Origin of the sequence: Pseudomonas sp. 008 (assembly GCF_016861935.1) — a bacterium.
GTDB lineage: Bacteria > Pseudomonadota > Gammaproteobacteria > Pseudomonadales > Pseudomonadaceae > Aquipseudomonas.
In genome coordinates, this window is sequence record NZ_BOMA01000015.1 from 129,897 (window position 1) to 153,285 (window position 23,389).

Annotated in this window: 25 protein-coding genes; 13 read left to right on the plus strand and 12 right to left on the minus strand. The window is 59.5% G+C overall.

Annotated elements, in window-relative coordinates; translation table 11 throughout:
• Positions 1 to 46: 46 nt before the first annotated feature.
• The 7 genes from JUI81_RS26050 to recX all read left to right on the plus strand — a co-directional run bounded on the left by JUI81_RS26050 (position 47) and on the right by recX (position 4,677).
• Positions 47 to 946 (plus strand): hypothetical protein, encoded by a 900-nt coding sequence (locus JUI81_RS26050; RefSeq protein WP_019580989.1) that lies wholly within the window; start codon positions 47 to 49, stop codon positions 944 to 946.
• Complete coding sequence (locus JUI81_RS26055) at positions 947 to 1,393, plus strand: phage tail assembly chaperone (RefSeq protein ID WP_019580988.1); 447 nt, start codon at positions 947 to 949, stop codon at positions 1,391 to 1,393.
• A gap of 30 nt (positions 1,394 to 1,423) precedes the next feature.
• Positions 1,424 to 1,984 carry a glycoside hydrolase family 19 protein gene (locus JUI81_RS26060; protein WP_026331838.1) on the plus strand — a complete coding sequence of 187 codons (561 nt, stop codon included), beginning with the start codon at positions 1,424 to 1,426 and terminating at the stop codon, positions 1,982 to 1,984.
• Entirely contained in the window at positions 1,966 to 2,484 is a 519-nt protein-coding gene (locus tag JUI81_RS26065; protein WP_019580986.1) for a lysis system i-spanin subunit Rz, read from the plus strand. Before JUI81_RS26060 ends, JUI81_RS26065 begins: the two co-directional genes overlap by 19 nt.
• Positions 2,485 to 2,564: 80 nt before the next feature.
• Positions 2,565 to 3,065, plus strand: coding sequence for a CinA family protein (locus JUI81_RS26070; protein WP_019580985.1), 501 nt, complete (start codon positions 2,565 to 2,567; stop codon positions 3,063 to 3,065).
• Between the two features lie 83 nt (positions 3,066 to 3,148).
• Positions 3,149 to 4,201, plus strand: coding sequence for a recombinase RecA (gene recA, locus JUI81_RS26075; protein ID WP_007940559.1), 1,053 nt, complete (start codon positions 3,149 to 3,151; stop codon positions 4,199 to 4,201).
• Between the two features lie 8 nt (positions 4,202 to 4,209).
• Positions 4,210 to 4,677 (plus strand): recombination regulator RecX, encoded by a 468-nt coding sequence (gene recX / locus JUI81_RS26080; protein ID WP_007940560.1) that lies wholly within the window; start codon positions 4,210 to 4,212, stop codon positions 4,675 to 4,677.
• Positions 4,678 to 4,719: 42 nt separating this feature from the next.
• Here the strand turns inward: recX and JUI81_RS26085 are convergent, their stop codons facing one another.
• Positions 4,720 to 5,838 carry a TIGR00730 family Rossman fold protein gene (locus JUI81_RS26085; protein WP_019580984.1) on the minus strand — a complete coding sequence of 373 codons (1,119 nt, stop codon included), beginning with the start codon at positions 5,836 to 5,838 and terminating at the stop codon, positions 4,720 to 4,722.
• A 490-nt stretch (positions 5,839 to 6,328) separates the two neighbouring features.
• Here JUI81_RS26085 and JUI81_RS26090 point away from each other — a divergent pair, with 490 nt between their 5' ends.
• Entirely contained in the window at positions 6,329 to 6,523 is a 195-nt protein-coding gene (locus tag JUI81_RS26090; RefSeq protein ID WP_018926957.1) for a hypothetical protein, read from the plus strand.
• On the opposite strand, the gene JUI81_RS26095 is transcribed toward JUI81_RS26090, so the two are convergent.
• Positions 6,524 to 6,949 (minus strand): PA3611 family quorum-sensing-regulated virulence factor, encoded by a 426-nt coding sequence (locus JUI81_RS26095; RefSeq protein ID WP_019580983.1) that lies wholly within the window; start codon positions 6,947 to 6,949, stop codon positions 6,524 to 6,526.
• 189 nt (positions 6,950 to 7,138) lie between these two features.
• Between JUI81_RS26095 and JUI81_RS26100 the strand changes: the two genes are divergently transcribed.
• From JUI81_RS26100 to JUI81_RS26110, 3 genes are all read left to right on the plus strand, one after another.
• On the plus strand, positions 7,139 to 7,897 hold the full coding sequence (locus tag JUI81_RS26100; RefSeq protein WP_019580982.1) for a tRNA-uridine aminocarboxypropyltransferase: 759 nt from the start codon (positions 7,139 to 7,141) through the stop codon (positions 7,895 to 7,897).
• A gap of 230 nt (positions 7,898 to 8,127) precedes the next feature.
• Positions 8,128 to 8,778, plus strand: a complete 651-nt coding sequence (gene erdR, locus JUI81_RS26105; RefSeq protein WP_018926954.1) for a response regulator transcription factor ErdR — start codon at positions 8,128 to 8,130, stop codon at positions 8,776 to 8,778.
• A gap of 75 nt (positions 8,779 to 8,853) precedes the next feature.
• The gene (locus tag JUI81_RS26110) at positions 8,854 to 9,216 is read left to right on the plus strand and encodes a diacylglycerol kinase (RefSeq protein WP_019580981.1); all 363 of its coding nucleotides are present in this window, start codon (positions 8,854 to 8,856) and stop codon (positions 9,214 to 9,216) included.
• Here JUI81_RS26110 and JUI81_RS26115 read toward each other — a convergent pair.
• Complete coding sequence (locus tag JUI81_RS26115) at positions 9,213 to 10,139, minus strand: LysR family transcriptional regulator (protein WP_018926952.1); 927 nt, start codon at positions 10,137 to 10,139, stop codon at positions 9,213 to 9,215. The two genes, JUI81_RS26110 and JUI81_RS26115, sit on opposite strands and share 4 nt — an antisense overlap.
• 122 nt (positions 10,140 to 10,261) lie before the next feature.
• On the opposite strand from JUI81_RS26115, the gene fpr reads away from it, so the two are divergent.
• Positions 10,262 to 11,041, plus strand: a complete 780-nt coding sequence (fpr, locus tag JUI81_RS26120) for a ferredoxin-NADP reductase (RefSeq protein WP_002554680.1) — start codon at positions 10,262 to 10,264, stop codon at positions 11,039 to 11,041.
• Positions 11,042 to 11,190: 149 nt separating this feature from the next.
• Here fpr and tsaA read toward each other — a convergent pair whose 3' ends face one another.
• The 6 genes from tsaA to rimO all read right to left on the minus strand — a co-directional run bounded on the left by tsaA (position 11,191) and on the right by rimO (position 16,359).
• Positions 11,191 to 11,889: a tRNA (N6-threonylcarbamoyladenosine(37)-N6)-methyltransferase TrmO gene (gene tsaA, locus JUI81_RS26125; protein ID WP_018926951.1), complete on the minus strand. Its 699-nt coding sequence runs from the start codon at positions 11,887 to 11,889 to the stop codon at positions 11,191 to 11,193.
• Between the two features lie 185 nt (positions 11,890 to 12,074).
• Positions 12,075 to 12,845, minus strand: a complete 771-nt coding sequence (locus JUI81_RS26130; RefSeq protein ID WP_204125323.1) for an SDR family oxidoreductase — start codon at positions 12,843 to 12,845, stop codon at positions 12,075 to 12,077.
• 193 nt (positions 12,846 to 13,038) lie between these two features.
• Positions 13,039 to 13,509, minus strand: a complete 471-nt coding sequence (locus JUI81_RS26135; protein ID WP_018926949.1) for a DUF1456 family protein — start codon at positions 13,507 to 13,509, stop codon at positions 13,039 to 13,041.
• 75 nt (positions 13,510 to 13,584) lie between these two features.
• On the minus strand, positions 13,585 to 14,295 hold the full coding sequence (locus JUI81_RS26140) for an rRNA pseudouridine synthase (RefSeq protein WP_019647851.1): 711 nt from the start codon (positions 14,293 to 14,295) through the stop codon (positions 13,585 to 13,587).
• A gap of 127 nt (positions 14,296 to 14,422) precedes the next feature.
• Entirely contained in the window at positions 14,423 to 14,896 is a 474-nt protein-coding gene (locus tag JUI81_RS26145) for a GNAT family N-acetyltransferase (RefSeq protein ID WP_028939229.1), read from the minus strand.
• Between the two features lie 125 nt (positions 14,897 to 15,021).
• Entirely contained in the window at positions 15,022 to 16,359 is a 1,338-nt protein-coding gene (rimO, locus tag JUI81_RS26150) for a 30S ribosomal protein S12 methylthiotransferase RimO (RefSeq protein WP_018926946.1), read from the minus strand.
• A 290-nt stretch (positions 16,360 to 16,649) separates the two neighbouring features.
• Here rimO and JUI81_RS26155 point away from each other — a divergent pair, with 290 nt between their 5' ends.
• Positions 16,650 to 18,551 carry a potassium transporter Kup gene (locus JUI81_RS26155; protein WP_019580976.1) on the plus strand — a complete coding sequence of 634 codons (1,902 nt, stop codon included), beginning with the start codon at positions 16,650 to 16,652 and terminating at the stop codon, positions 18,549 to 18,551.
• Positions 18,552 to 18,612: 61 nt separating this feature from the next.
• On the opposite strand, the gene JUI81_RS26160 is transcribed toward JUI81_RS26155, so the two are convergent.
• The 3 genes from JUI81_RS26160 to mprF all read right to left on the minus strand — a co-directional run bounded on the left by JUI81_RS26160 (position 18,613) and on the right by mprF (position 23,359).
• A complete protein-coding gene (locus JUI81_RS26160) occupies positions 18,613 to 18,939 on the minus strand; it encodes a DUF3077 domain-containing protein (protein ID WP_019580975.1) in 327 nt (108 codons plus the stop codon).
• Positions 18,940 to 19,421: 482 nt separating this feature from the next.
• Complete coding sequence (locus tag JUI81_RS26165) at positions 19,422 to 20,717, minus strand: virulence factor family protein (protein ID WP_096479614.1); 1,296 nt, start codon at positions 20,715 to 20,717, stop codon at positions 19,422 to 19,424.
• The gene (gene mprF / locus JUI81_RS26170; protein ID WP_019580973.1) at positions 20,717 to 23,359 is read right to left on the minus strand and encodes a bifunctional lysylphosphatidylglycerol flippase/synthetase MprF; all 2,643 of its coding nucleotides are present in this window, start codon (positions 23,357 to 23,359) and stop codon (positions 20,717 to 20,719) included. Before mprF ends, JUI81_RS26165 begins: the two co-directional genes overlap by 1 nt.
• Positions 23,360 to 23,389 lie beyond the last annotated feature (30 nt).

Below are 23,389 nucleotides of genomic sequence, written 5' to 3' on the forward strand. Positions count from 1 at the left end.
CCGCCTCTTAGGCTGGTACCGGATATCATGGATCAGGAGCTAATCAGTGGATTACCCAAGAAGTGTACCCAGCGCCGGATTGGTTGATGGGAAGTTTGTCGATGAAAACCCTGTGACGGGGGCGCCCGGATCTTTGATTCCGGCGAGTTGGGGTAATAGCATTACCCAGGAAGTATTAAGTGTTATCCAGGCCGCTGGAATAACCCCTACGGAAGGGCTGAATAATCAACTTCTTGCGGCATTGCGCAGCAGTGGTCTGTTCGTCACTGCCCCGCAATTCGACAACGGTAACACTGTTGCAACGACTTCTTTTGTAACCCGAAGTGGCCTGCAATTCTCGGGTTTTGCATCGTATGCCGCGAGTGCGACGCTGACAGCGTCCAATATCGGAGGTGTCAGCAGTTTTTCCAGTGGTACGCCCATTACTGCGACGTTGCCCGTGACGACCGACATTGCGCATGCAGCGACGATTAACATTGTTAATGCCGGCTCGGGAGCACTTACGGTCTCGGCAGCGCCCGGCGCAGATACCATCAAGGCATCCAACGGTGTGACAGGTTCAATTGTTCTTGGGCTGGGGGAAACCGCAGAGTTTCTCAAGCTGGGCGGCCAATGGCGTTTGGTCGGTGGAACAGTCAGCTTGAAATACACCTCATTGTTCTCCGGGATGAACGGCCTTCCTGGATACCAGAAGTATTCCAGCGGCAACATTGATCAATGGGGCTACGGGACGACGGATGCCAGCGGAGACGTGTTTGTCACGTTCCCCATTTCGTTTCCAACAGCCTTTTCCTCCATTGTTGCCAACCATGTGGGTGGTGATGGAGCGGCGGTCATTATGGTCCAGGGTAGTGCCACCAAACAGGGCTGTCGCTTGAAAGTGCGAGACATGGGCGGTCTATCGGCTGCTGGATGGGGCGTTTATTATTTTGCCAAGGGGTATTGAATGAACGAGTTCAATGTTTTGTTTAGCGCAAGTACCTGTGGTGTATATGTACCCGGAATCAATACATCGGATATTCCTTCCGATGTCATAGAGATCCCTCAGACGTACTGGATGTCACTACTTCAAGAACTGGCCGTCACCGCGAAGATGATTTCCGTTCGAGCCGATAACGGGTATCCCGTTCTTGTCGATACACCACCCCTTGCACCGGAAGAAGCCGCGAACGCCGAGCGTTTCTGGCGTGATGCACAGCTGTCGGCCACAGACAGCATGGTTGCTCGCGACAGAGATGAACTGGAGGATGGCGGCGGTACTACTTTGACCACTGATCAATACGCCCAACTGCAGGCTTATCGTCGTGCACTGCGAGATTGGCCACAAGGATCTTTCTTCCCGTTCACCGAACATCGACCCAGTGCACCGCTTTGGTTGGCTGAGCAACTTTAACGCCTTTTCCGCCTGCCTTTCGGGGTAACTATGATCGTTACGCAACAACTACAAAGCATCATGCCCAACGCCCGCTCCCAAGCGGGCGTTTTCATTTCCGCCCTCAACACCGCCATGTCCCACCGCAACATCAACACCCCGAAGCGCATCGCCGCCTTTCTCGCGCAAGTCGGCCATGAGTCGGGACAGTTGCAGTACGTACGCGAACTGGGCAGCACGCAATACCTGAGCAAATACGACACCGGCACCCTGGCCGCCCGGTTGGGCAACACCCCGGAACCCGACGGCGACGGTCAAAAGTACCGTGGCCGAGGCCTGATCCAGATCACTGGGCGTAACAACTACCGCCAATGCAGTCTCGGCCTGTTTGGCGATGAACGTTTGTTGGCGTTACCTGAATTGCTGGAGCAACCGCAATGGGCGGCCGAGTCCGCCGCCTGGTTCTGGGAGCAGAATGGCCTGAATGAATTGGCCGATCGCGACCAGTTCAACAGCATCACTCGCCGTATCAACGGCGGGCTGAACGGGTTGCAGGATCGCCTGGAAACCTGGGCGCGGGCGAGGTCGGTGCTATGCCAGTCCTCGGTCTGATCAGTTGGCGATTGATCGGTCTGCTGGTGCTGGCCGGTTGTTCGGCGGCGCTGGCCTGGCAGTTTCAGGATTGGCGCTACGACCGGCAACTGGCGGAACAGGCCAGGCTGCACGCCGAGACCCTTAATCAACTGACTCTGGCGACCGCCACCGAGCAACAGGCCGAACAAAACAGGCGTCTGGCCCTGGAGCAGCGACTGTCGGCCAGTGAACAAACCCATTATCGAGCGCTTAGCGATGCCGAACATGATCAAAGTCGCCTGCGCGATCGTCTTGCCACTGCTGATGTGCGCCTGTCAGTCCTCCTCGATGCCCATGACGCTGCCTCTACCTGCGCAGTGCCAGCCACCTCCGGCGCCGGCGGCGTGGATCATGGCGCCCCGCGAGCCCGACTTGACCCGGCGCATGCTCAACGAATTATCGCGATCACCGACGCCGGTGATCGCGGACTGATTGCCTTGCAGGCCTGTCAGGCCTACGTCAGAGCCCTGGCTCGCTAACATTTTGATCGATCCTGAACCTTGCAAGCGTGATCCGCTCGTGTACGGTAGTGCTCATTCCGCTCGATCAGGAGAGAGCCGTGAAAGATATTACTCAGCTGGCCGCTGAACTTGGCAGGCGCTTGCAGGTTCTCAATGCCCACGTCACCACTGCCGAATCCTGCACAGGGGGCGGAATTGCCGAGGCGATCACCCGTATCCCCGGGAGTTCGGCGTGGTTCGAGGCCGGTTATGTCACCTACTCCAACCGCCAGAAAATCCAGCAGCTGAACGTCCCGACCGAGTTGTTTTCAACCGTCGGAGCGGTCAGTCGCGAGGTGGTCGAGGCCATGGTCCGAGGCGCGCAGGAAAAAAGCCGGGCGCGGTTTGCCGTGGCGGTCAGCGGTGTGGCGGGGCCGGATGGCGGTTCGCCGAACAAGCCCGTGGGCACGGTGTGGCTGGCCTGGGGCGTCGGTGAGCAGGTGTTCAGCGAGGTCCAGCACTTTGTCGGTAACCGTGACGAGGTCCGCCGACAAACGGTGAAGGCCGCGCTAGAGGGGCTGCTGCGGCATACCGTTGGAGAAATCTCAAATCAGGGGTAGGCGATCCTGAAACGCTGTGGAATAATACTGGCTACTTATACAGGTGTTGGCCGTCAGGCCTTATTGATTACGTGAGGACTTTAATGGACGACAACAAGAAGAAAGCCTTGGCTGCGGCCCTGGGTCAGATCGAACGTCAATTCGGCAAGGGTGCCGTAATGCGTATGGGCGATCAGGACCGTCAGGCGATCCCGGCCATTTCCACTGGCTCTCTGGGTCTGGACATCGCGCTCGGCATTGGCGGCCTGCCAAAAGGCCGTATCGTTGAAATCTACGGTCCTGAATCCTCCGGTAAAACCACCCTGACATTGTCGGTGATCGCCCAGGCTCAAAAAGCCGGCGCGACCTGCGCATTCGTCGACGCCGAACACGCTCTCGACCCTGAGTACGCCGGCAAACTGGGCGTCAACGTCGACGACCTACTGGTTTCCCAGCCGGACACCGGCGAGCAGGCCCTGGAAATCACCGACATGCTGGTGCGTTCCAACGCCGTTGACGTGATCATCGTCGACTCCGTGGCCGCTCTGGTGCCAAAGGCTGAAATCGAAGGCGAAATGGGCGACATGCACGTGGGCCTGCAAGCCCGTCTGATGTCCCAGGCGCTGCGTAAAATCACCGGTAACATCAAGAACGCCAACTGCCTGGTGATCTTCATCAACCAGATCCGCATGAAAATCGGCGTGATGTTCGGCAGCCCGGAAACCACCACCGGTGGTAACGCGCTGAAGTTCTACGCATCGGTTCGTCTGGACATCCGTCGTACTGGCGCGGTGAAAGAAGGTGATGAAGTCGTCGGTAGTGAAACCCGCGTCAAAGTCGTGAAGAACAAGGTGGCTTCGCCGTTCCGTCAGGCCGAGTTCCAGATTCTTTACGGCAAGGGCATTTACCTCAACGGTGAGATGATCGACCTGGGTGTGCTGCACGGTTTCGTCGAGAAGTCCGGTGCCTGGTATGCCTACAACGGCACCAAGATCGGTCAGGGCAAGGCCAACTCGGCCAAGTTCCTGGCAGACAATCCGGAAATCGCCGCGACTCTCGAGAAGCAGCTGCGCGACAAGCTGCTGACCCCAGCACCGGACGTCAAGGCTTCGGCCGTCAGAGAGACCGAAGACGACCTGGCTGACGCTGATATCTGATCGATCCGATGACCGCCGTACTCGATACACTCGTCGCGGTGCGGCGAACCGCAATGGACCTGCTCGCGCGACGCGAGCACGGTCGAGTCGAGCTGACGCGTAAACTGCGTCAGCGCGGCGCCCTCCCTGAAATGATCGACACAGCACTCGACCGCTTGACGGAAGAGGGCTTGTTGTCCGAATCCCGTTACCTCGAAAGCTTCGTTTCCTACCGTGCCCGTTCCGGATATGGCCCTTTGCGCATTCGCGAAGAGCTGAGCCAGCGTGGCCTGCAACGTACCGACATTGAGCTCGCCTTGCGCGAGAGTGGTATCGATTGGCAGGAACAACTGGAAGACACCTGGCGGCGCAAATTTTCCGGGCATTTACCGATAGACGCCCGAGAACGTGCCAAACAGGGCAGGTTCCTGAGTTATCGGGGATATTCCATGGAAATGATCAGCCGCTTGTTCAGCGGCCGAGGGATGGACGATTGACTGAAACGGCTCGCTATTTCGATAGCGGGCCGTTTTTTTGCATCACGTTACCTTGGACGGTTCCCGTGTGCGTTGCTGCGCCTGGGGTCTGGACTGGGCCCAGTTTTCCGGCAGGTTGATGTAATCCACCAATTCTCGCAGACGACCATGATCACGAGCGTTGAAGGTAAAGGACAAACGCACCAGATGGCTGAACTGCGCTTCGTCGTGCTCCTCGCCACTGTAGGCATGCTGATGGAAATGATCGCTCAGGCACAGGTCGGCGAATGCCTCCTGCATGTGTTCAAGTGCCCGGTCGCTGAGCTTGTGGTTCATGCGAATCACGAACTGATGTTTGAGCCAGCGGCTTGAGTGGAAGTTGCTGTAGAACTGGTTGATCTGCTCCACGGCCTCTTCGACGCTGTAGACCAGGCTCAACAGCTTCATGTCGGTCGGCAGGATGTAGCGATTTTCCTCCAGTTGATGGTGAATGAAGTCCAGCGCGCCTTGCCAGAACGTACCGCCTGGTGCATCCAGTAGCACCACGGGCACCAGCGGGCTTTTGCCGGTCTGGATCAGGGTCAGCACCTCCAGTGCTTCATCCAGAGTACCGAAACCGCCTGGACACAGGACCAGCGCATCGGCTTCCTTGACGAAGAACAACTTGCGGGTAAAGAAAAAGTGGAAGGGCAGCAGGTTGGCAGTGCCATTGACCGTGGGATTGGCATGTTGCTCGAAGGGCAGGGTGATATTGAATCCCAGGCTGTGTTCCAGGCCGGCACCTTCATGGGCCGCCGCCATGATGCCGCCACCGGCACCGGTGATGACCATCAGGTCCGAGCGCGCCAGGGCGGCGCCCAGTTCTCGGGCCAGACCATATAGCGGGTGTTCTATCGGCGTGCGTGCCGAGCCAAAAACGGTAACTTTACGCCGTCCCTTGAACTGCTCCAGCACACGGAAAGCGTGCTCGAGTTCACGCAAGGTTTGCAGGGTGATCTTGGCGTTCCAGCGGTTGTGATCTTCCTGAGCCATGCGCAGCACGGTCAGGATCATGTCGCGGTAAATCGGGATGTTGGGGCTGTTGGGTGAAACCAGGTTGAGTTGTTCTTCGACCTTGCTGGTGAGGTCGTGGCCGCTTTCTTGAAAATGACGGCTCAGTAGGTCATTCGGTTGGTAAGGCATTCAACTTCTCCTTCTGCACAGAACCGTCGGCCCGACAAAACAATCGTCGGCGCCGCGACACCCCTTGTGTCGCTGTCTGCCCAAGCCCATGCCTGGGCGCTCTACCTGACTCGATTGCAATCGAGCCATCCATACGGGCTCTGCTTATCCCTTGAATGAAAGAAACGTTCGCACAATAAGACACCGTAATGGGCAGCCCCTTTTCTGCCCTTAAAAAAACAACATGAACACTTTGAATTTAGACCCTCGCAACGATTTTCGCTGGCTTGATCATTGCGCCGCAAAGTCTTTCCTGGCAACCGCTTATTGACGATTTGCAAGGTGCTTTCACCGCTCGTCTGAACGCAAGCCGCATGTCTCGCGCTCTGATTTACTAAGTTACAGGCGTGACACGACAACTTTGCGTCAACGGCAGGACGCAACATTCAAGCAATTCAGGGATTTATCGCGTGATCAACGGCGATCAATGCATGCAGGGAGGCGGGAAACTATGCCCAGAGTGACTCTGGAGATCGATGCGCAACTGTATCGATTGCTGAAAGCATCGGCCGAGACCCATCATTTGAGTCTCGAAGAAGAGTGCTGCCGACGTCTGGAGGGTGGGGAGCGACGTTCGCGTTACTTGCAGGCGCTGTTGGCAGAGCTGCGCGCCGAGGATGAACAGCGGCGCGCCAATGCCAGGTAATTATTTCTTCTTCGCGGGAGTCTCTTTCGGGCAGTCCGAGTCCTGGAAGCTTGCGGAGCCGACCGGACGGTTGGTCTTCACCTCGGTGAAGTCGTAACGCATGATCGCGCCCTTGGCCATCAGCTTGCGGAACCCTGGGTTTCTGCATACGGAGGCGCCAAGCTGGAAGTACACAGCTTTGGGATCGGCGCGCATTTTTTCGGCGTGGCTGCTTTGCACGCTCAAGTGGTTGATCAGCACTTTTCCTTCTGCGGTGTAGCCCTGATCAAGAATGTCTTCGTTGATCGCCCGTGGAGTGCCAACGCTGCTTTGTACGGCGACGTTTCGCAGCTCTCTGTTGAGATTCTGCTCACTCAAGGATGCAGCCTGAGCGCTAAAGGACGACGCCAGCAAAACGGCAGCGGTGGGAACGATAAGGCGCAGCATGAAACTCTCCTGGTTCAGTGACTGGTGGTTCGACCCGTCACATGACTGTGCGTTCAGTGGCGGCGAATTATAGGGGAGGAGTCCCGGACGGTACAGGCTTGCGCCGAACCCTCTGGTAAACTGCCGGCACTTTTTGCCTTGCCGAGTGTTTTTTGTGTCGATTTCCCTTAGCCGTCGGCGTTGCCTGCGATGAGTCAAACCCCTGCACACTTTGCGACGAACGCCGTCGCCCGCTTGCGCGATGAGCGCGAAGAGGCAGGCATCAAGCCGATTCAGGCCCGAGGCTGGCGTGCACCGCGTTGCCGTGTCTGCCGCGTGATCGAGAGCCATTGTCTGTGCGCCTGGCGCCCGCAGGTCGAAGCCCGCAGCGGCGTGTGCCTGATCATGACCAATAAAGAAGTGTTCAAGCCGAGCAACACCGGTTGGCTGATCGCTGATGTGGTGCGCGACAATCATGCATTCATCTGGTCGCGCACCGAGATTGATGAGCAACTGCTGGCGCTGTTGGCCGATCCTCAATGGCAACCGTACCTGGTGTTTCCGGGCGAATACGTCGAACCCGAGCGAGTTACCCACAGTGTCGCGGTCGATAGCACCAAGCGCCCGCTGTTCATTCTGCTGGACGCCACCTGGACCGAAGCCCGGAAGATTTTCCGAAAAAGCCCTTATTTTGATGGGTTGCCGATTCTGAGCCTGCTCCCGGAGAAGCTTTCACGCTACCGATTGCGCAGGTCCACGCGCAGCGAGCACCTGTGCACGGCCGAAGTGGCCGCGCTGTGTCTGGATCTTGCTGGCGATACAGACGCTGCATCGGCACTGGACGCCTATTTTGATGTGTTCAGCCAGCATTACCTGGACGCTAAACATCAGCTGGATATGAATGTTGAAACACCGGCCCACGCCGAGCTGATGCCCTTCGTACAGCACGCGGCGCCCGTTGTCGGCTGAACGTCGCCCATACTGCAAGGAACGAGGCCCGTTGGCCGCGCCATGCAACTTGACCACCCCGGCTTCGCTGGGCATGCTTGGCGCCGATTAGGGCGCGGCCACGGTTTGATACGCCGATGTGATTGGCGTTGAACGTGCCCTGTTGGTGCCGCTGCGTGGCTGCACCTCGAGTTGTTTTGGCGAGGCCTGAATGCATCGGGCGTCCCACAAAAAACAGGATCATTTGAAAAATGGCCACATACGAAATCCTGATTGCCGATGACCACCCTCTTTTTCGTAGTGCCTTGCATCAAGCATTGACCCTGGGCCTGGGCCCGGATGTCCGTCTGGTGGAAGTGGCGAGCATTGCCGAGCTGGAAAGCCGTCTGACCGAAAAGGCCGATTGGGACCTGGTGTTGCTGGACCTGAACATGCCAGGGGCTTACGGTTTTTCCGGGCTGGTGTTGTTGCGCGGTCAGTACCCGCAGATTCCGGTGGTGATGGTGTCGGCGCAGGAAGAGGCGTCGATCATGGTGAAGTCCCGTGAGTTCGGCGCCAGCGGTTTCATTCCCAAGTCCAGTGACCTGAGTGTCATTCAGAAAGCCGTGCGCGCGGTGCTCGATGGTGACGTTTTCTGGCCGCCCCAGGCCTTCGAAGCCGTCAGCGTTTCCGACGAAGCCAAGGCGGCCAGCGAAGGCCTTGCCAGCCTGACGCCCCAGCAGTTCCGGGTGTTGACCATGGTCTGTGAGGGTCTGCTGAACAAGCAGATTGCTTACGAATTGAGCGTGTCCGAAGCGACGATCAAGGCCCACGTCACCGCGATTTTCCGTAAGCTGAATGTACGGACCCGGACTCAGGCGGCGCTGCTCTTGCAACAACTTGAGTCAATTTCGAGCCACTAAGGTGTTATGTATTCACGCTTTTTTGACTTTGCTTAATCTAGCTTTCCCACTCCTTTTTGGTCAGTTGCTTACTCTATGTCACCTTTCAAAGGCCAGACCGGCCTAAAACGCATCCTCAACGCCTCCGGCTATTCCCTGGACGGCCTGCGCGCGGCCTTCACTGGCGAGGCGGCCTTCCGGCAACTGGTGTTGCTCAATGCCATCCTGATTCCGCTGTCGTTCTTCCTGAATGTCAGCCGTGTCGAGCAGGCGCTGCTGATTGCAGTCTGCCTGTTGGCGTTGATCGTCGAATTGCTCAACTCGGCGGTGGAAGCGGCCATCGACCGCATTTCCCTGGAGTTGCACCCACTGTCCAAGAACGCCAAGGACATGGGCAGTGCCGCTCAACTCGTGGCGTTGAGCATGATCGCGTTGGTGTGGGCGGTGATCCTGCTTTAAGCGATGGCAGGCAGAACGATCTCGTCGCTGCGCTGAACCCCGGCGGTGAAGGCGCGGCACAGTTCGAGGAACTCGCGCATCGCCGAGGTCTGGTATTTCTGTTTGTGCCAGATGAAATAGAACTGCCGCGCCAAGTCCAGATCCGGTGTTTCTACTGGTACCAGGCTGCCACGACGGAACGCATCGCGCAGCGCCAGGCGCGAAATGCAGCCAATCCCCAACCCTGACTCCACCGCGCGCTTGATCGCTTCGGTGTGTTCCAGTTCCAGGCGAATGTTCAGCGCGCTGCGGTGGTGACGCATGGCCTGGTCAAAGGTCAGCCGCGTGCCCGAGCCTTGTTCTCGGAGAATCCACGCCTCATGACTCAGCTCCTCCATAGTGGCAATACCGCGTTGAGCCAGCGGATGCTGGGGCGCGCAGAACACCACCAGTTCATCTTCGACCCAGCTCTGCACTTCGATGTCCGGATGGCTGCAGTCGCCTTCGATTAGACCCAGATCAATTTCATAGTGAGCCACCTGTTGCACGATGTTGGCGGTGTTCTGCACATGCAGCTTCACCTGGCTTTCCGGATGGCGCTGCATGAAGCTGCCGATCAGCAGGGTGGCCAGGTAATTGCCGATGGTCAGGGTCGCGCCGACCGCCAGGGAGCCGAAACCGGACTTGCCGTTGAGCAAGTCTTCGATTTCCTTGGCCTGATCGAGCAGGGCCACCGCTTGCGGCAATAGCTGTTTGCCGAGGGCGTTGAGGCTCAGCCGTTTGCCGGCGCGATCGAACAGCTGACAGCTGCACTGGCGCTCCAGCTCGGTGATCGAGGTGCTCGCCGCCGATTGCGAGAGGTTGAGCAGGCCCGCGGCACGGGATACGCTTTCCTGCTGGGCGACGGCGACGAACACTTGAAGTTGACGGAGAGTAAATCGCATATCGATATAACCGATAACCCTTATCTTAATAATCCATTTAACAGATATTGTCGCTGCCATTAGAATGCGATGCAATTGTGCACATCATTGGCGCAGGCAAAATCTCCAGGAGTCCCACGTACATGAGCAACATGAACCACGAGCGTGTCCTCAGTGTTCATCACTGGAACGACACTCTGTTCAGCTTCAAGTGCACCCGCGATCCGGGCCTGCGCTTCGAGAACGGTCAGTTCGTGATGATCGGCCTGCAACAGCCCAACGGCCGGCCGCTCATGCGCGCTTACTCGATTGCCAGCCCGAACTGGGAAGAGCATCTCGAGTTCTTCAGCATCAAAGTGCCTGATGGCCCGCTGACTTCCCAGTTGCAGCATCTGAAGGAAGGCGACGAGATCATCATCAGCAAGAAGCCTACCGGCACCCTGGTGCTGGATGACTTGAAGCCTGGCAAGCATTTGTACCTGCTCAGCACCGGTACCGGTCTGGCGCCGTTCATGAGCGTCATCCAGGACCCGGAAACCTACGAGCGTTTCGAAAAAGTGATCCTGTGCCACGGCGTGCGTTACGTCAATGAAGTCGCTTACCGCGAATTCATCACCGAGCACCTGCCGCAGAACGAGTTCTTCGGCGAGGCTCTGCGTGACAAGTTGATCTACTACCCGACCGTGACCCGCGAGCCGTTCGAAAACGAAGGCCGCCTAACCGACCTGATGCGCAGTGGCAAGCTGTTCAGCGACATCGGCCTGCCGCCGATCAACCCGCAGGACGACCGCGCCATGCTGTGCGGCAGCCCGAGCATGCTCGACGAGACCAGCGAAGTGTTGAACAGCTTCGGCCTGACCGTTTCGCCGCGGATGCGCGAGCCGGGTGATTACCTGATCGAGCGTGCGTTCGTCGAGAAGTGACCGAAGGTCACTTGTAGGAGCCGGCTTGCTGGCGATGGCAAACTTCAAAGCGCTATCGCCAGCAAGCCGGCTCCTACATTCAATGGCGTAGTGCGCAGAAAAGCCCGCATGACCTGAGAAGGTCATGCGGGCTTTTTCGTTTCCGGGGTTCAGGCTTTTGCGGGAATGACTTCCAAGACGCGGATCACGCCCGTCTCAGGATAATGCCAGCGTACATCCAGATCCCAGAACTGCGCGCCGTATTCGCGCTCAGGCGTAGGAATCTGGTACGCCGGGCGTGGGTCTTGTGCCAGGCATTGCTCGATCAACTCGACCAGGGGCTCGCCAAGCCGCTGAGCGTGGCCGTGGGCCTGTTGCAGGGCTGAGTCCGTCCACTGCACGGGAATCAGCAGCGGCGGGGCGCTGGCGATGTCGTTGGACGCCGTGTCGATGATGTCGGCGTAGGGCACGTAGGGTTTGATGTCGAGAACCGGCGTGCCGTCCAGCAAGTCGATGCCGGAGATCCACAGTCGATTGGCTTCGACCTTGTCCAGTTTGACCACCGACTGGCCGATGCCGTTAGGACGATGTGTCGCGCGGGTGGCGAACACGCCCATGGATTTGTTACCGCCCAGACGCGGCGGGCGAACTTTGAGGCGTGGCTTTTCTTCCAGCGCTTGATGGAACAGGAACAACAGCCACACATGGCTGACCTGCTCCAGCCCCTGCACCGCATCACCCTGATCGAACGGCGCCACCAGCTCCAGTACGCCCCGAGCGGCCGGGGCCAGTTGCGGTTGACGCGGGATGGCGAACTTCTCCTTGAAGCAGGAGCGCACGAAGCCGATGGGGGAAACGCTGTAGGTCATGGTCTGGGGTCGAGGCCGGGATTAGGGCGGCATGATAACCCGAGCGGCCTCGAGATCGGTGCTGCCTATTACTCTGTCATCGCGGGCAAGCCACGCTCCCACAAGGTTCTCGAGTGAACGCAAATGTTGTGTACGGCATAAAACCTGTGGGAGCGTGGCTTGCCCGCGATAGCCGCGCCGCCGATCTAGAGACTAAACCCGCCATCCAAAGGAATGACATTCCCGGTCATATACGCCCCGGCCGTACTCGCCAGGCTAATCGCCAGCGCCGCCATTTCTTCCTCCCGGCCCCAGCGCTTCATCGGAATCAACGCCGTGTCCTCTGCAAACGCCTGCTCATCGTTGCCGATATGCTGAGTCATCTTGCTAGGGAAACGTCCCGGCGCAATCACGTTGACGTTGATGTGCTGGCTCACCAGCTCTCGCGCCAGAATCCGCGACAGTTGGTGCAGGGCGGCTTTGCTCGGGCCGTAGGCATACGCCTGTTCGCCGAAGGAAGAAATCCCGGCCACCGAACCGATGTTGATGATCCGTGCCGGATTCGCCGCCGAACCGGCCTTGCGCAGCAGCGGTAGAAATTGCTGGATGCAGTTGAACACCGAGGTCACGTTGAGCTGCATGACTTTTTCCCAGCCCTTGACCGGGTAACTCTCCAGCGGCGCACCCCAGGTGGTACCGGCATTGTTCACCAGAATATCCAGCTGACCAATGTGTTCGCTCAATTGCGCGGCCAGTTGCTGAACGCCTTCTTCATGAGCCAGGTTGGCGGCCACGGCGTGGCAAATCCCGAAGGCACTCAGCTCATCGGCAGTTTGCTGACAGGCTTCGGCATCCCGCGCGCACACGTACACGATGGCGCCGGCTTCGACATAAGCCTTGGCGATCATTTTGCCGATACCGCGGGTGCCGCCGGTCACCAGAGCGGTGCGGCCTTGCAGAGAGAAGTAGGGATGCATGGCGAGTCCTGAGAGCTGAGGGTCAATACACCCTAGTCTTCAGCCGCCGGAAGCGGAGCCACTATTTTTGCGAGGAATAAACATCTATACAGATTGGTTTGCGACCGCTCTTGTAGGAGCCGGCTTGCTGGCGATGGCGTTCTCAAGATCGCCATCGCCAGCAAGCCGGCTCCTACAGGGCGCGCTGCGCGGTTTACTGCGGGCGCACGCGCAGGGTCAGGCCCTTGAGGAAGTTGCGCAGCAATTGATCGCCGCACGGGCGGTAGTTGGTGTGGCCGAATTTGCGGAACAGCGCACTCAGCTCAGGCTTGGACACCGGGAACTCGGCGGCCTTGAGGATGGCGTGCATGTCGTCTTCCTTCAGTTCGAAGGCGACACGCAACTTCTTCAGGATGATGTTGTTGGTCACCGGCACTTCGATCGGCTGCGGCGGACGGCTTTCGTCCTTGCCACGCTTGAAGATCACCAGGCCATCGAGGAAATGCGCCATGACTTCGTCCGGGCAGCGTACGAAACCTTCCTCGTCTTCTTCTTTCTTGTCGAGGTACGTCACCAGGTCTTCCAGCGTGACGTCCATGCCGCCGAGCTTGATGATCTCGATGACTTTCTTGTCGCTGATGTCGAGCATGTAGCGCACGCTGCGCAGTACGTCGTTATGAATCATGTGTGCAGTCCTGATATTTCGCTGTGGGCGCCGCATGAAGCTGCGGCGCCGAAATGTATGGCGGCGGGAAAAGCCTTAGAACTTCTCTTTGCCGGACAGGTAGCGCCATTGCCCCACGGGCACTTTGCCGATGGACACGCCGCCGATGCGGATGCGGCGGATGGCGACGACCTTCAGGCCGACAGCCTGGCAGAACAGGGCGATCACGCCCGGTTGTGGATTTTTCATGGCAAAGCGCAGGCGGTTTTCGTTCTGCCAGCTGGCCTTGACCGGCGGCAGTTCCTTGCCCTTGTACGTCAGGCCGTGGTTCAGGCGGTTGAGGCCGTGAGCCACCATGTCGCCTTCGACCTCGACCACATATTCCTGCTCGATCTTGCTGGCATCGGCGGTGAGTTTGCGCAGAATCTTCCAGTCCTGGGTGAACACCAGCAGACCGCTGGCGTTGGCCTGCAGGTCGGCGCTGGCGGTCAGGCGCAGGAAGTGGCCCTTGAGCGGACGTTTGCCGTAGCGGTGTTCTTCGCTCAGGGTCGCGGCGCTGAGGGTCGCCATGGCGCTGTCCGCGTCCATGCCCGCCGGGACGTTCATCAGGATGGTCACTGGTTCCGGCGCAGTGGCCTTGGCCTCTGGGTCGAGCTCGACTTTCTGGGTGTCGACCTTGAACTGCGGCTCGTCGATGACTTCACCATCGACGGTGACCCAGCCGCCCTCGATGAACAGCTCAGCCTCCCGACGGGAGCAGCCGACGAGTTCGATGAGGCGTTTGGAGAGACGAATCGGGTCAGTCATGACAGGGCCGTAACAAAAAAGGGGTGGGCATTGTACCTGCTGGGCGCGGGTTAATCGCGAGTCCATTTGCCTCATGTGTTTTTAATGTGGGAGCGAGCAAGCCCGTTCCCACATGGCGCCATGGTGGTCAGCCATTGCGCGCCAGTTGCTGGCCCTGGCGCAAACGCATGTGCAGCAACGGATAGGGCTGGCCCATACCGTCATGCTCGGAACGACCAATCACCTCGAAGCCCTGCTTGAAGTAAAAACCCAGGGCCTGTGGGTTCTGCTCGTTGACGTCCAGCTCATCGGCGTTCAGGTGTTCCAGGGCGTAGCGCAGTAATTGCTTGCCCAGGCCTTGGCCACGGTGATCCGGATCGATGAACAGCATTTCGATCTTGCCCGCCGCCACGCCAGCGAACCCGGTGATGCGCTGGCGCGAGTCTTTGGTGCAGATCAGCATGACGGCGTCGAGGTAGCGGGTCAGGACCAGGTTCTTCAGCAGTTCGATGTAGCTGTCGGGCAGAAAGTCATGGGTAGCGCGCACCGAGGCCTCCCACACGTGGGTGAGTTCTTCGTAGTCGCTCTGTTTCGGTGTGTAAATGACCGAATGTTGGCGCATGGCCGCTTGCTCCTTCTGTTAAGAGCCGTTCCCGTAAGGCTGCGAGTTTTTTCTCCCACAAAAAGATAGACGTAAAAAAGCCCCGCATCTCGTCAAGAGAGCGGGGCTTTTCGTATTTTTTGCGTTTAGATCTGTTCAGCCCACAGGTCGTATTCGTCGGCGTCAGTCACTTTGCACCAGACCTTGTCGCCCGGCTTCAGGTTGCTGCCGTTGTCGATGAACACGTTGCCGTCGATTTCCGGGGCATCGAAGAAGCAGCGGCCGACCGCGCCTTGCTCGTCGACTTCGTCCACCAGCACTTCGATCTCACGGCCGATGCGCATTTGCAGGCGTGCCGAGCTGATGGCCTGCTGGTGCGCCATGAAGCGATCCCAACGGTCTTGCTTGACGTCGTCCGGAACAATTTCCAGGTCCAGATCGTTGGCCGGTGCGCCTTCGACCGGCGAGTACTGGAAGCAGCCGACGCGGTCCAGTTGGGCTTCGGTCAGCCAGTTCAGCAGGTACTGGAAGTCTTCTTCGGTTTCGCCGGGGAAGCCGACGATGAAGGTCGAACGGATGATCAGGTCCGGGCAGATCTCGCGCCAGTTCTTGATCCGCGCCAGGGTCTTGTCTTCGAAGGCCGGGCGTTTCATGGCTTTGAGGACTTTCGGGCTGGCGTGCTGGAACGGGATGTCCAGGTACGGCAGGATTTTCCCGGCGGCCATCAGCGGGATCAGCTCGTCGACGTGCGGGTACGGATAAACGTAGTGCAGGCGAACCCAGACGCCGAGGGTGCTCAGGGCTTCGCAGAGTTCGGTCATGCGGGTTTTCACCGGCGCGCCGTTCCAGAAACCGGTGCGGTATTTCACGTCGACGCCATAGGCACTGGTGTCCTGGGAAATCACCAGCAGCTCTTTGACGCCGGACTTGACCAGGCGCTGGGCCTCGTCGAGCACGTCACCGACCGGGCGGCTGACCAGTTTGCCGCGCATCGACGGGATGATGCAGAAGCTGCAGCTGTGGTTGCAGCCTTCGGAAATCTTCAGGTAGGCGTAGTGGCGCGGGGTCAGTTTGATCCCTTGCGGCGGCACCAGGTCGATCAGCGGGTTGTGATCCTGACGCGGCGGCACGACGTCGTGCACGGCGTTGACCACTTGCTCGTACTGCTGCGGACCGGTCACGGCCAGTACACTCGGGTGCACGTTACGGATGTTGCCTTCTTCGACGCCCATGCAGCCGGTCACGATGACCTTGCCGTTTTCCTTGATGGCTTCGCCGATCACTTCCAGGGACTCAGCCTTGGCCGAGTCGATGAAGCCGCAGGTGTTGACCACCACGACGTCGGCGTCCTGATAAGTGGACACAACGTCATAGCCTTCCATGCGCAGCTGGGTAAGGATGCGCTCGGAGTCGACCAGTGCTTTCGGGCAACCCAGGGATACGAAGCCAACCTTTGGATTGGCCGGCGCAGGAGTGGTGGACATGTCTAACCTCGGTATTTGTGACGCCTCCAGCCGATGACGGCAAGGCGACAGACGGGCGCTATGTTGCACCCTCTGGTCAAAAAGTGCGCAATTCTAACGATGGGCGGCGCACTTGACCAGCTTTATGCAGGGAAATACGACGAGTGCTGCGCTATGCTTCGCGCCTTTACGCTTTACCGATTTTTTACAGTCAATAAATCGTCTGTAACAACAAGTAAAACAGTGCATGCTGCACCACAAATCATAGTGCTTCTTTGAAGAAGCCCGGATCTGAGTAGTAGGAGTGATGGATGGGGCAGGCAAGTAGTCAGGCGATAGCCGGCGGACATTCGGCGGCGAAGCCGATCAGCATGCTGGTTGCGGCGGTCGGAGTGGTTTATGGCGACATCGGCACGAGCCCGTTGTACACCCTCAAAGAAGTGTTTTCCGGTGGCTATGGCGTGCCCGTCAACCATGACGGCGTGCTGGGCATTCTGGCGCTGATCTTCTGGTCGCTGATCTGGGTCGTGTCGATCAAATACATGATGTTCGTGCTGCGTGCCGACAACCAGGGCGAAGGCGGGATCATGGCCTTGACCGCGCTGGCACGACGAGCGGCGGGGGGGCATGCAAAATTGCGCACGCTGCTGGTTGTCTGCGGGCTGATCGGCACGGCGCTGTTCTACGGCGACAGCATGATCACCCCGGCGATTTCCGTTCTTTCGGCGATCGAAGGGCTGGGGCTGGCCTTCGAAGGCATCGACCATTGGGTGGTGCCGTTGTCGTTGATCGTGCTGGTGGCGCTGTTTCTGATCCAGCGTCATGGTACGGCCCGGATCGGCATTCTGTTCGGGCCGATCATGGTCACCTGGTTTCTGGTACTCGGCGCGCTGGGCGTGTACGGCATCAACCAACACCCGGAAGTGTTGCAAGCGATAAACCCGGTGTGGGGCGTGCGCTTCTTCATGGACCATCCAGGCATGGGGATCACGATTCTTGGTGCCGTGGTGCTGGCGTTGACCGGTGCCGAGGCGCTGTACGCGGATATGGGCCACTTCGGTCGCAAGCCGATCGCTCGGGCCTGGTTCATCCTGGTGTTGCCCGCACTGGTACTGAACTACTTCGGTCAGGGCGCATTGCTGCTCGGTGATCCGGAAGCCGCCCGCAACCCGTTCTATCTGCTGGCGCCAAGCTGGGCGCTGATCCCGTTGGTCGCGTTGTCGACCATGGCCACGGTGATTGCCTCGCAAGCGGTCATCTCCGGTGCATTCTCCCTGACCCGCCAGGCGATCCAGCTCGGCTACATTCCGCGGATGCGCATTCAGCACACCTCCAGTGCCGAACAAGGGCAGATTTATATCGGCGCGGTGAACTGGGCGCTAATGGTCGGCGTGATCCTGCTGGTACTGGGCTTCGAGTCCTCCGGCGCCCTGGCCTCGGCCTACGGCGTGGCGGTGACCGGGACCATGCTGATGACCACGATTCTGGTGTCGGCGGTGATGCTGCTGCTGTGGAAGTGGCCACCGGTTCTTGCGGTCCCGGTATTGCTCGGTTTCCTGTTGGTGGACGGTCTGTACTTCGCCGCCAACGTGCCAAAAATCGTTCAGGGTGGTGCATTCCCGGTGATCGCCGGTATCGCACTGTTCGTCCTGATGACCACCTGGAAACGCGGCAAGCAACTGCTGGTGGATCGCCTGGACGAAGGCGGGTTGCCGCTGCCGATCTTCATCAGCAGTATCCGCGTGCAACCGCCACATCGGGTCCAGGGCACCGCTGTGTTCCTTACCGCTCGCCCGGATGCCGTGCCCCACGCGCTGTTGCACAACCTGCTGCATAACCAGGTGCTGCACGAGCAAGTGGTGTTGCTGACAGTGGTGTACGAAGACATCCCGCGCGTACCGCCGCAACGGCGTTTCGAGGTCGATTCCTACGGCGAAGGCTTCTTCCGGGTCATCCTGCACTTCGGTTTCACCGACGAGCCGGACGTGCCGCAAGCGCTGAAACTGTGTCATCTCGATGACCTGGACTTCAGCCCGATGCGCACCACGTACTTCCTCAGCCGCGAGACGGTCATCGCCTCCAAGCTCGAAGGCATGGCCCGCTGGCGCGAGGCGTTGTTCGCCTTCATGCTGAAAAACGCCAATGGCAACCTGCGTTTCTTCAATCTGCCGCTGAACCGGGTGATTGAACTAGGTACCCAGGTCGAGATGTAAGCCCCCATGAAAAAGCCCCCGTTGCCATGAAGGTAGCGGGGGCTTTTTTGTGTCTGTGCCTTTACTTGCTTTCAGGCCGCTCTTCTTCGGATTCGGTCTTTGTTCGGGCGGGTCGCGGGGTCAGCACCTTCACCACATCATCAATCACCGCCTTACTCATCGCCGTCAGGTAATGCGCGGCCCAGGCGTGGCGGTCGGTGTCTTTTGCGTAGGCTGCATCCTCGGTAAATGATCTGACGAGGAACAGCAGGTCGGAGGCTTGTGACAAGGCATCAACAATGGGGACGCCGGCGCGGACGTTGAATAGCGCCTGATCCGAGCAGTAGATCAGTGGCGTGAAGCCGAGGGTTTTTAGTTCTGAAATCGCGCTTGAATCTGTTTTGTTCATGTCTAACTCCTTAACCCGAGGGAGCAGCGGCCACGTTCGTTTCCAAGCGAATGGGTGGCAGCTGTACGTAGGTTGGAAAACCGGGAGCTAAGGAACCGGCACACCCGAAGGCGTCCCACGCACAGCCGCCATAACAGGATCGCAGCTGTAAAAACCGCTGCCGTACTGATGGGGGGCGCTGTTGCACTTAACTCGACGGGTTTCCAAGCCCGATCGCTGAATGGTCAGCGACGTCCGGAGAGTATCCCGTCGAAGAAAAACGCAACAAGGCGGCAAAGTGCCCAAAAAGCGAGATTCGGAGTTTGCCTACAAGGTCTGCGGGCGTCATCCGATATTGTGACACCTTCTGTAAACGAGACTAAACATGTCCCCATTTATCTGAGTTCAGCGCAGCCCCCTGTGGTGCGGTTAAATTGCGTGCTAATGAAAAAGCCCCCGCAACCATAAGGTGTCGGGGGCTTTTTTGTGTCCGGGGACTCAGATCACTCCTGAGCCGCCGTCTCCTTCGCTTGACGCTTCACGATGGCATCCACCAATCGCTGCGCCAACGCCGGGTAGTTCTCGTCGAAGTGATGGCCGCCAGGCAGTTTCATCGCTTCGCCCACGGCGGTCTTGTCGGTGCAGCCGCTCTCGTCGACTTCTTCCTCGCCGTAGATGCACACTACTTTCGCCGGCGGCAGCTTGGCCATTTCCGGGCCGGTGGCGGCTTCTTTGCCGGCGTTGCCGAGCCAGCCTTCGACTTCGATCTCGAAGCTGCCGGTGCGGGCGAAGGCCAGCAGGATGATTGCGTCGACCCGCTGCTGTTCGGCTTCCGGCAGGCGGTTGTAGATGGCTGGCAGAACGTCGGCGCCGAATGAGTAGCCGGTCAGGATGAAGCGCTTGGTGCCCCATTTCTGCCGGTAGTGCTGCATCAGTTCGGTCAGGTCCAGGGCGCTTTGTTCCGGGCTCTTGTGCTGCCAGTAGTAGCGCAGGGTGTCGATGCCGACCACCGGGTAGCCGATCTTGGCCATCTCGCCGGCCACGTCGCGGTCCAGGTCGCGCCAGCCGCCGTCGCCGGAGAGGAACAGGGTGACGGTGTCCTTGGCCTGGCCGGCCGGCACTTCGACCACCGGAATCTGCAGGCCGCCGGCGGCTTTATCGCCACCGACGAGGGTTTTGCGCAGTTCGTTGTTCAGCACTTGCGGCAGGTTGATGTCGTAGTCGCTGATGCTGGTTTCGGCGTTGGGCTGGTCACGCACGAAGCCGGCGCTGGTGTCGTCCGGGTTGTCGTTCCAGGCCACCAGCCAGTGACCGTGGGCGGCACTTTTTGGCAACAGGTGGGTACAGCCGGGTTTTTCCAGGGCCAGGTCAACCGAAATGGCCTGGGCCTTGTCGTCCTTCTGCTCGGACAGCCAGCGCCATGCCAGCACCGCGCCAGGGCCGATGCCGCTGACCAGGGTTGCCGGGCCTTTGAGTTCTCTGAGGCCTGCTTGCAGGGCACGACTTTGTTGGATGCAGTCCTTGGGCAGGATCACCTGGACGATCTGCGCCGAGCCGCTGCGGCTCAGGGTCATCAATTGTTTATCGCTGAGCTTCTGCTCTTCATTGACCGCCACCAGCACCTGCGCGCGCGGCGTGGTGCCGGGGATGACGCGGGTCATCACGGCGCCATCGGCCGGCGTCAGCAGTTCGAGGGTCGGTTCGGGTGCCGGGCGTTTCAGGTACCAGTAACCGCCACCGACAATCAGGGCCAGCACTACCAGTGTGGCCAGTACGTACCGCAGGGAGCGTTGAATCATCAGCGTTTCACCAATCCAGTCAAGCCGCCCGCAATCAGGGCGGCAGTGTCGGCCAGGGCCACCAGCGGATCGAGTCCGGCAGGCACGGCCATATAACGGGGTTCCCAGTCAGGCTGGAACTTGTCTTTGAAGCGGCGCAAACCTTGGAAGTTGTACAGCTGCTCACCACGGCGGAACACCATCGAGCCCAAGCGCTGGGTCAGTGGTGCACCACGCCGGGGTTGCAACCCCGACAACGGCACCATGCCCAGGCTGAACCGCGCGTATCCATGATTTTTATAATGTTGAATCAGGCCGACCATCATGAATTCCATGGTCAGCTTAGGGGCGTCGGGGTGCGCGCGCATCAGGTCGAGGCTGGCCAGTTCATGGCCGTAGGTCTCGAGCAGGTTGGCGAACGCCACCGGGCGCCCTTCGAAACGAATCACCGCAACGCGGAAGTGCTTGAGGTAGTCATCGCTGAAACGCCCGAGCGAGAAGCCTTTCTCGCGCACATTCTTGCCGGTCAGCCAGGCATCGGAAATCACCTTGAGCTCGTCCATCGGCGCTTGCCCCGGCTCATGAATCTCCAGCGACAGGCCGTCACGGGTGCCACGGTTCCAGGTGTAGCGCAGGTCCTTCATCTCTTTGCCTTTGGCTTCGAGATCGAAACGCTTGAGATCGACCCGGGCTTCTTCGCCGAGCTTGATCGCGGTCAGGCCGATGTCCATGTAGTACGGCAGGTTCTCAGCGCGTACTTGATAAAACACAGGGCGGGCGTGATGGATATCGCACAGGTCACGGAACTGCCAGATCATTTCCGCCCGTTGCTGGGTCGGGCCGATCGGGTCATACAGCGCTACCAGGCTGCGGCCACGGCGGGCGTACATCAGGAACGCCTCGTCGTTAGGGTGGAACAGCAGCGCCTTGTCACCGGTCAGGGCCAGGCCGCCATCCGGTTGGTTTGAAGCCATGAGGATCTTTGCCGCGCGCTCCAGTTCATCGGAGGTTGGCAGGTGGATTATCGGACGCGCGGTGCGCAGCAGCCACGTCAGCGATACCACTACAAGCAGGACTGCAGCACCTAGCAATGAGCGCAAGCCTCGCGGGGCGTCGGCGTCGAGGGTGAACTGCCACCAGAGTTGATGGCTGTACGGAACGTCCTGATAGGCGAACAGCAGCAACCAGATCGAGGCGCCGAGTACGCAAAGACTCGACACCAGATACAGCGGCGAAAACGGCAGCTCGGTCAGGCGGCTGGGGCGGTAGAACGACCGCCGGAAAACCCCCAGCAAACTTGCTGTCAGGGTCATCAGGCTGGCTTCTTCCCAATCGAAGCCTTTGAGCAGAGAGAGCACGGCGCCGACCAACAACAGAATAGTGGTCAGCATCCACGCGGCCGACAGGCGGCGACGCAAGCCCTGAGCCAGCAGCAGGCAGAGCACGCCCACCAGGCTGGCGCCGAAGTGCGAGGCGTCGACCAGTCGATGCGGGATCAGAAAACCGATGTGTTCAAGGCGAGTATCGATCTCCGGTGTTACACCGGAGAACAGCAGCACCACGCCGGACAGGAACACCAGCACCGCCAGAATCGGCGCGGCCAGGCCCGAGGCGGCACGTAGTGTCTGGCGTGTCTGAAACAGGCGCTGGCCTTCGTTGATCAGCAGCAGTACGCAAGCCACCAGCAGCGGCAAGATCACGTAGATCAGGCGGTAGAGCAGCAGGGCGGCAGCCAGTGGCGCGGCGCCGAGCTTGTCGGCGAAGGCCGCCAGCAAAATCGCTTCGAACACCCCGACGCCGCCGGGTACGTGGCTGAGCACGCCGGCAGCCAGGGCCAGGAGATAGACCAGCAGGAATGCACCGAAGGGCGGCGCTTCGGGCAGCAACAGATAGAGCACTGTCGCGGCGGCGGCCACGTCCAGGGCGGTGATGACCAGTTGCAGGAAGGTCAGGCGGCGGCCCGGCAGGCGCAAGGTGCGGCGGCCGACCTTGACCAGCAGGTTGTCCGGGTAAGGCTGTTCCGGCAAGCGACGGCGGTAGATGCCGATCGCCAGTACTGTGGCGAGCAGCAGCACGGCCACTGCAATCGCACCCAGCAACGTCTCGGAGAAACCCAGGGCCAGCGAGGCGGCTGGCAGGTTGCTGAGGGTGGCGAGGGCGGCCAGGGGCGGGAGGGCACAGCCGAGCGAGAGGCTGGCAAACAGCGTCATGTGCGCGACTTCCGAAGCCCCCACGCCATGCCGTGCATATAGACGGTAGCGAACCGAGCCCCCCGACAGCAGCGACAGGCCGATGGCATTGCCGATGGCGAAAGCAGTGAAGCCCCCTAGCGCCACGACTCGCGGCGCCAGTGTCACGCCGGCATAACGGCTGGCCGACCATTCGTAACCCAGCAGAATGACGAAGCCGACGACGGTCGCGCCTAACGCACCCAGCAAGGCCGGTCTCGGCACTTCCAGGATCGAGTCGTGCAGTGCGTACAGATCGAGTTCGCTCAGCAGGTGACGACAGGCAATCAGCGCGATGGCGAACAACAGCAAAGTGACCGCCAGACCGATGGGTTGACGGTATTTGCTGATTCGATCCAGCAAGCGCAGACGCTCGGCTTTGATCGGTTGTGTCGCTGTGACGGTGTCTTGTGGATCAGACGAGTTGGCGCGCATCAATCACCTCTTGGATTGTGCGCGACAGGA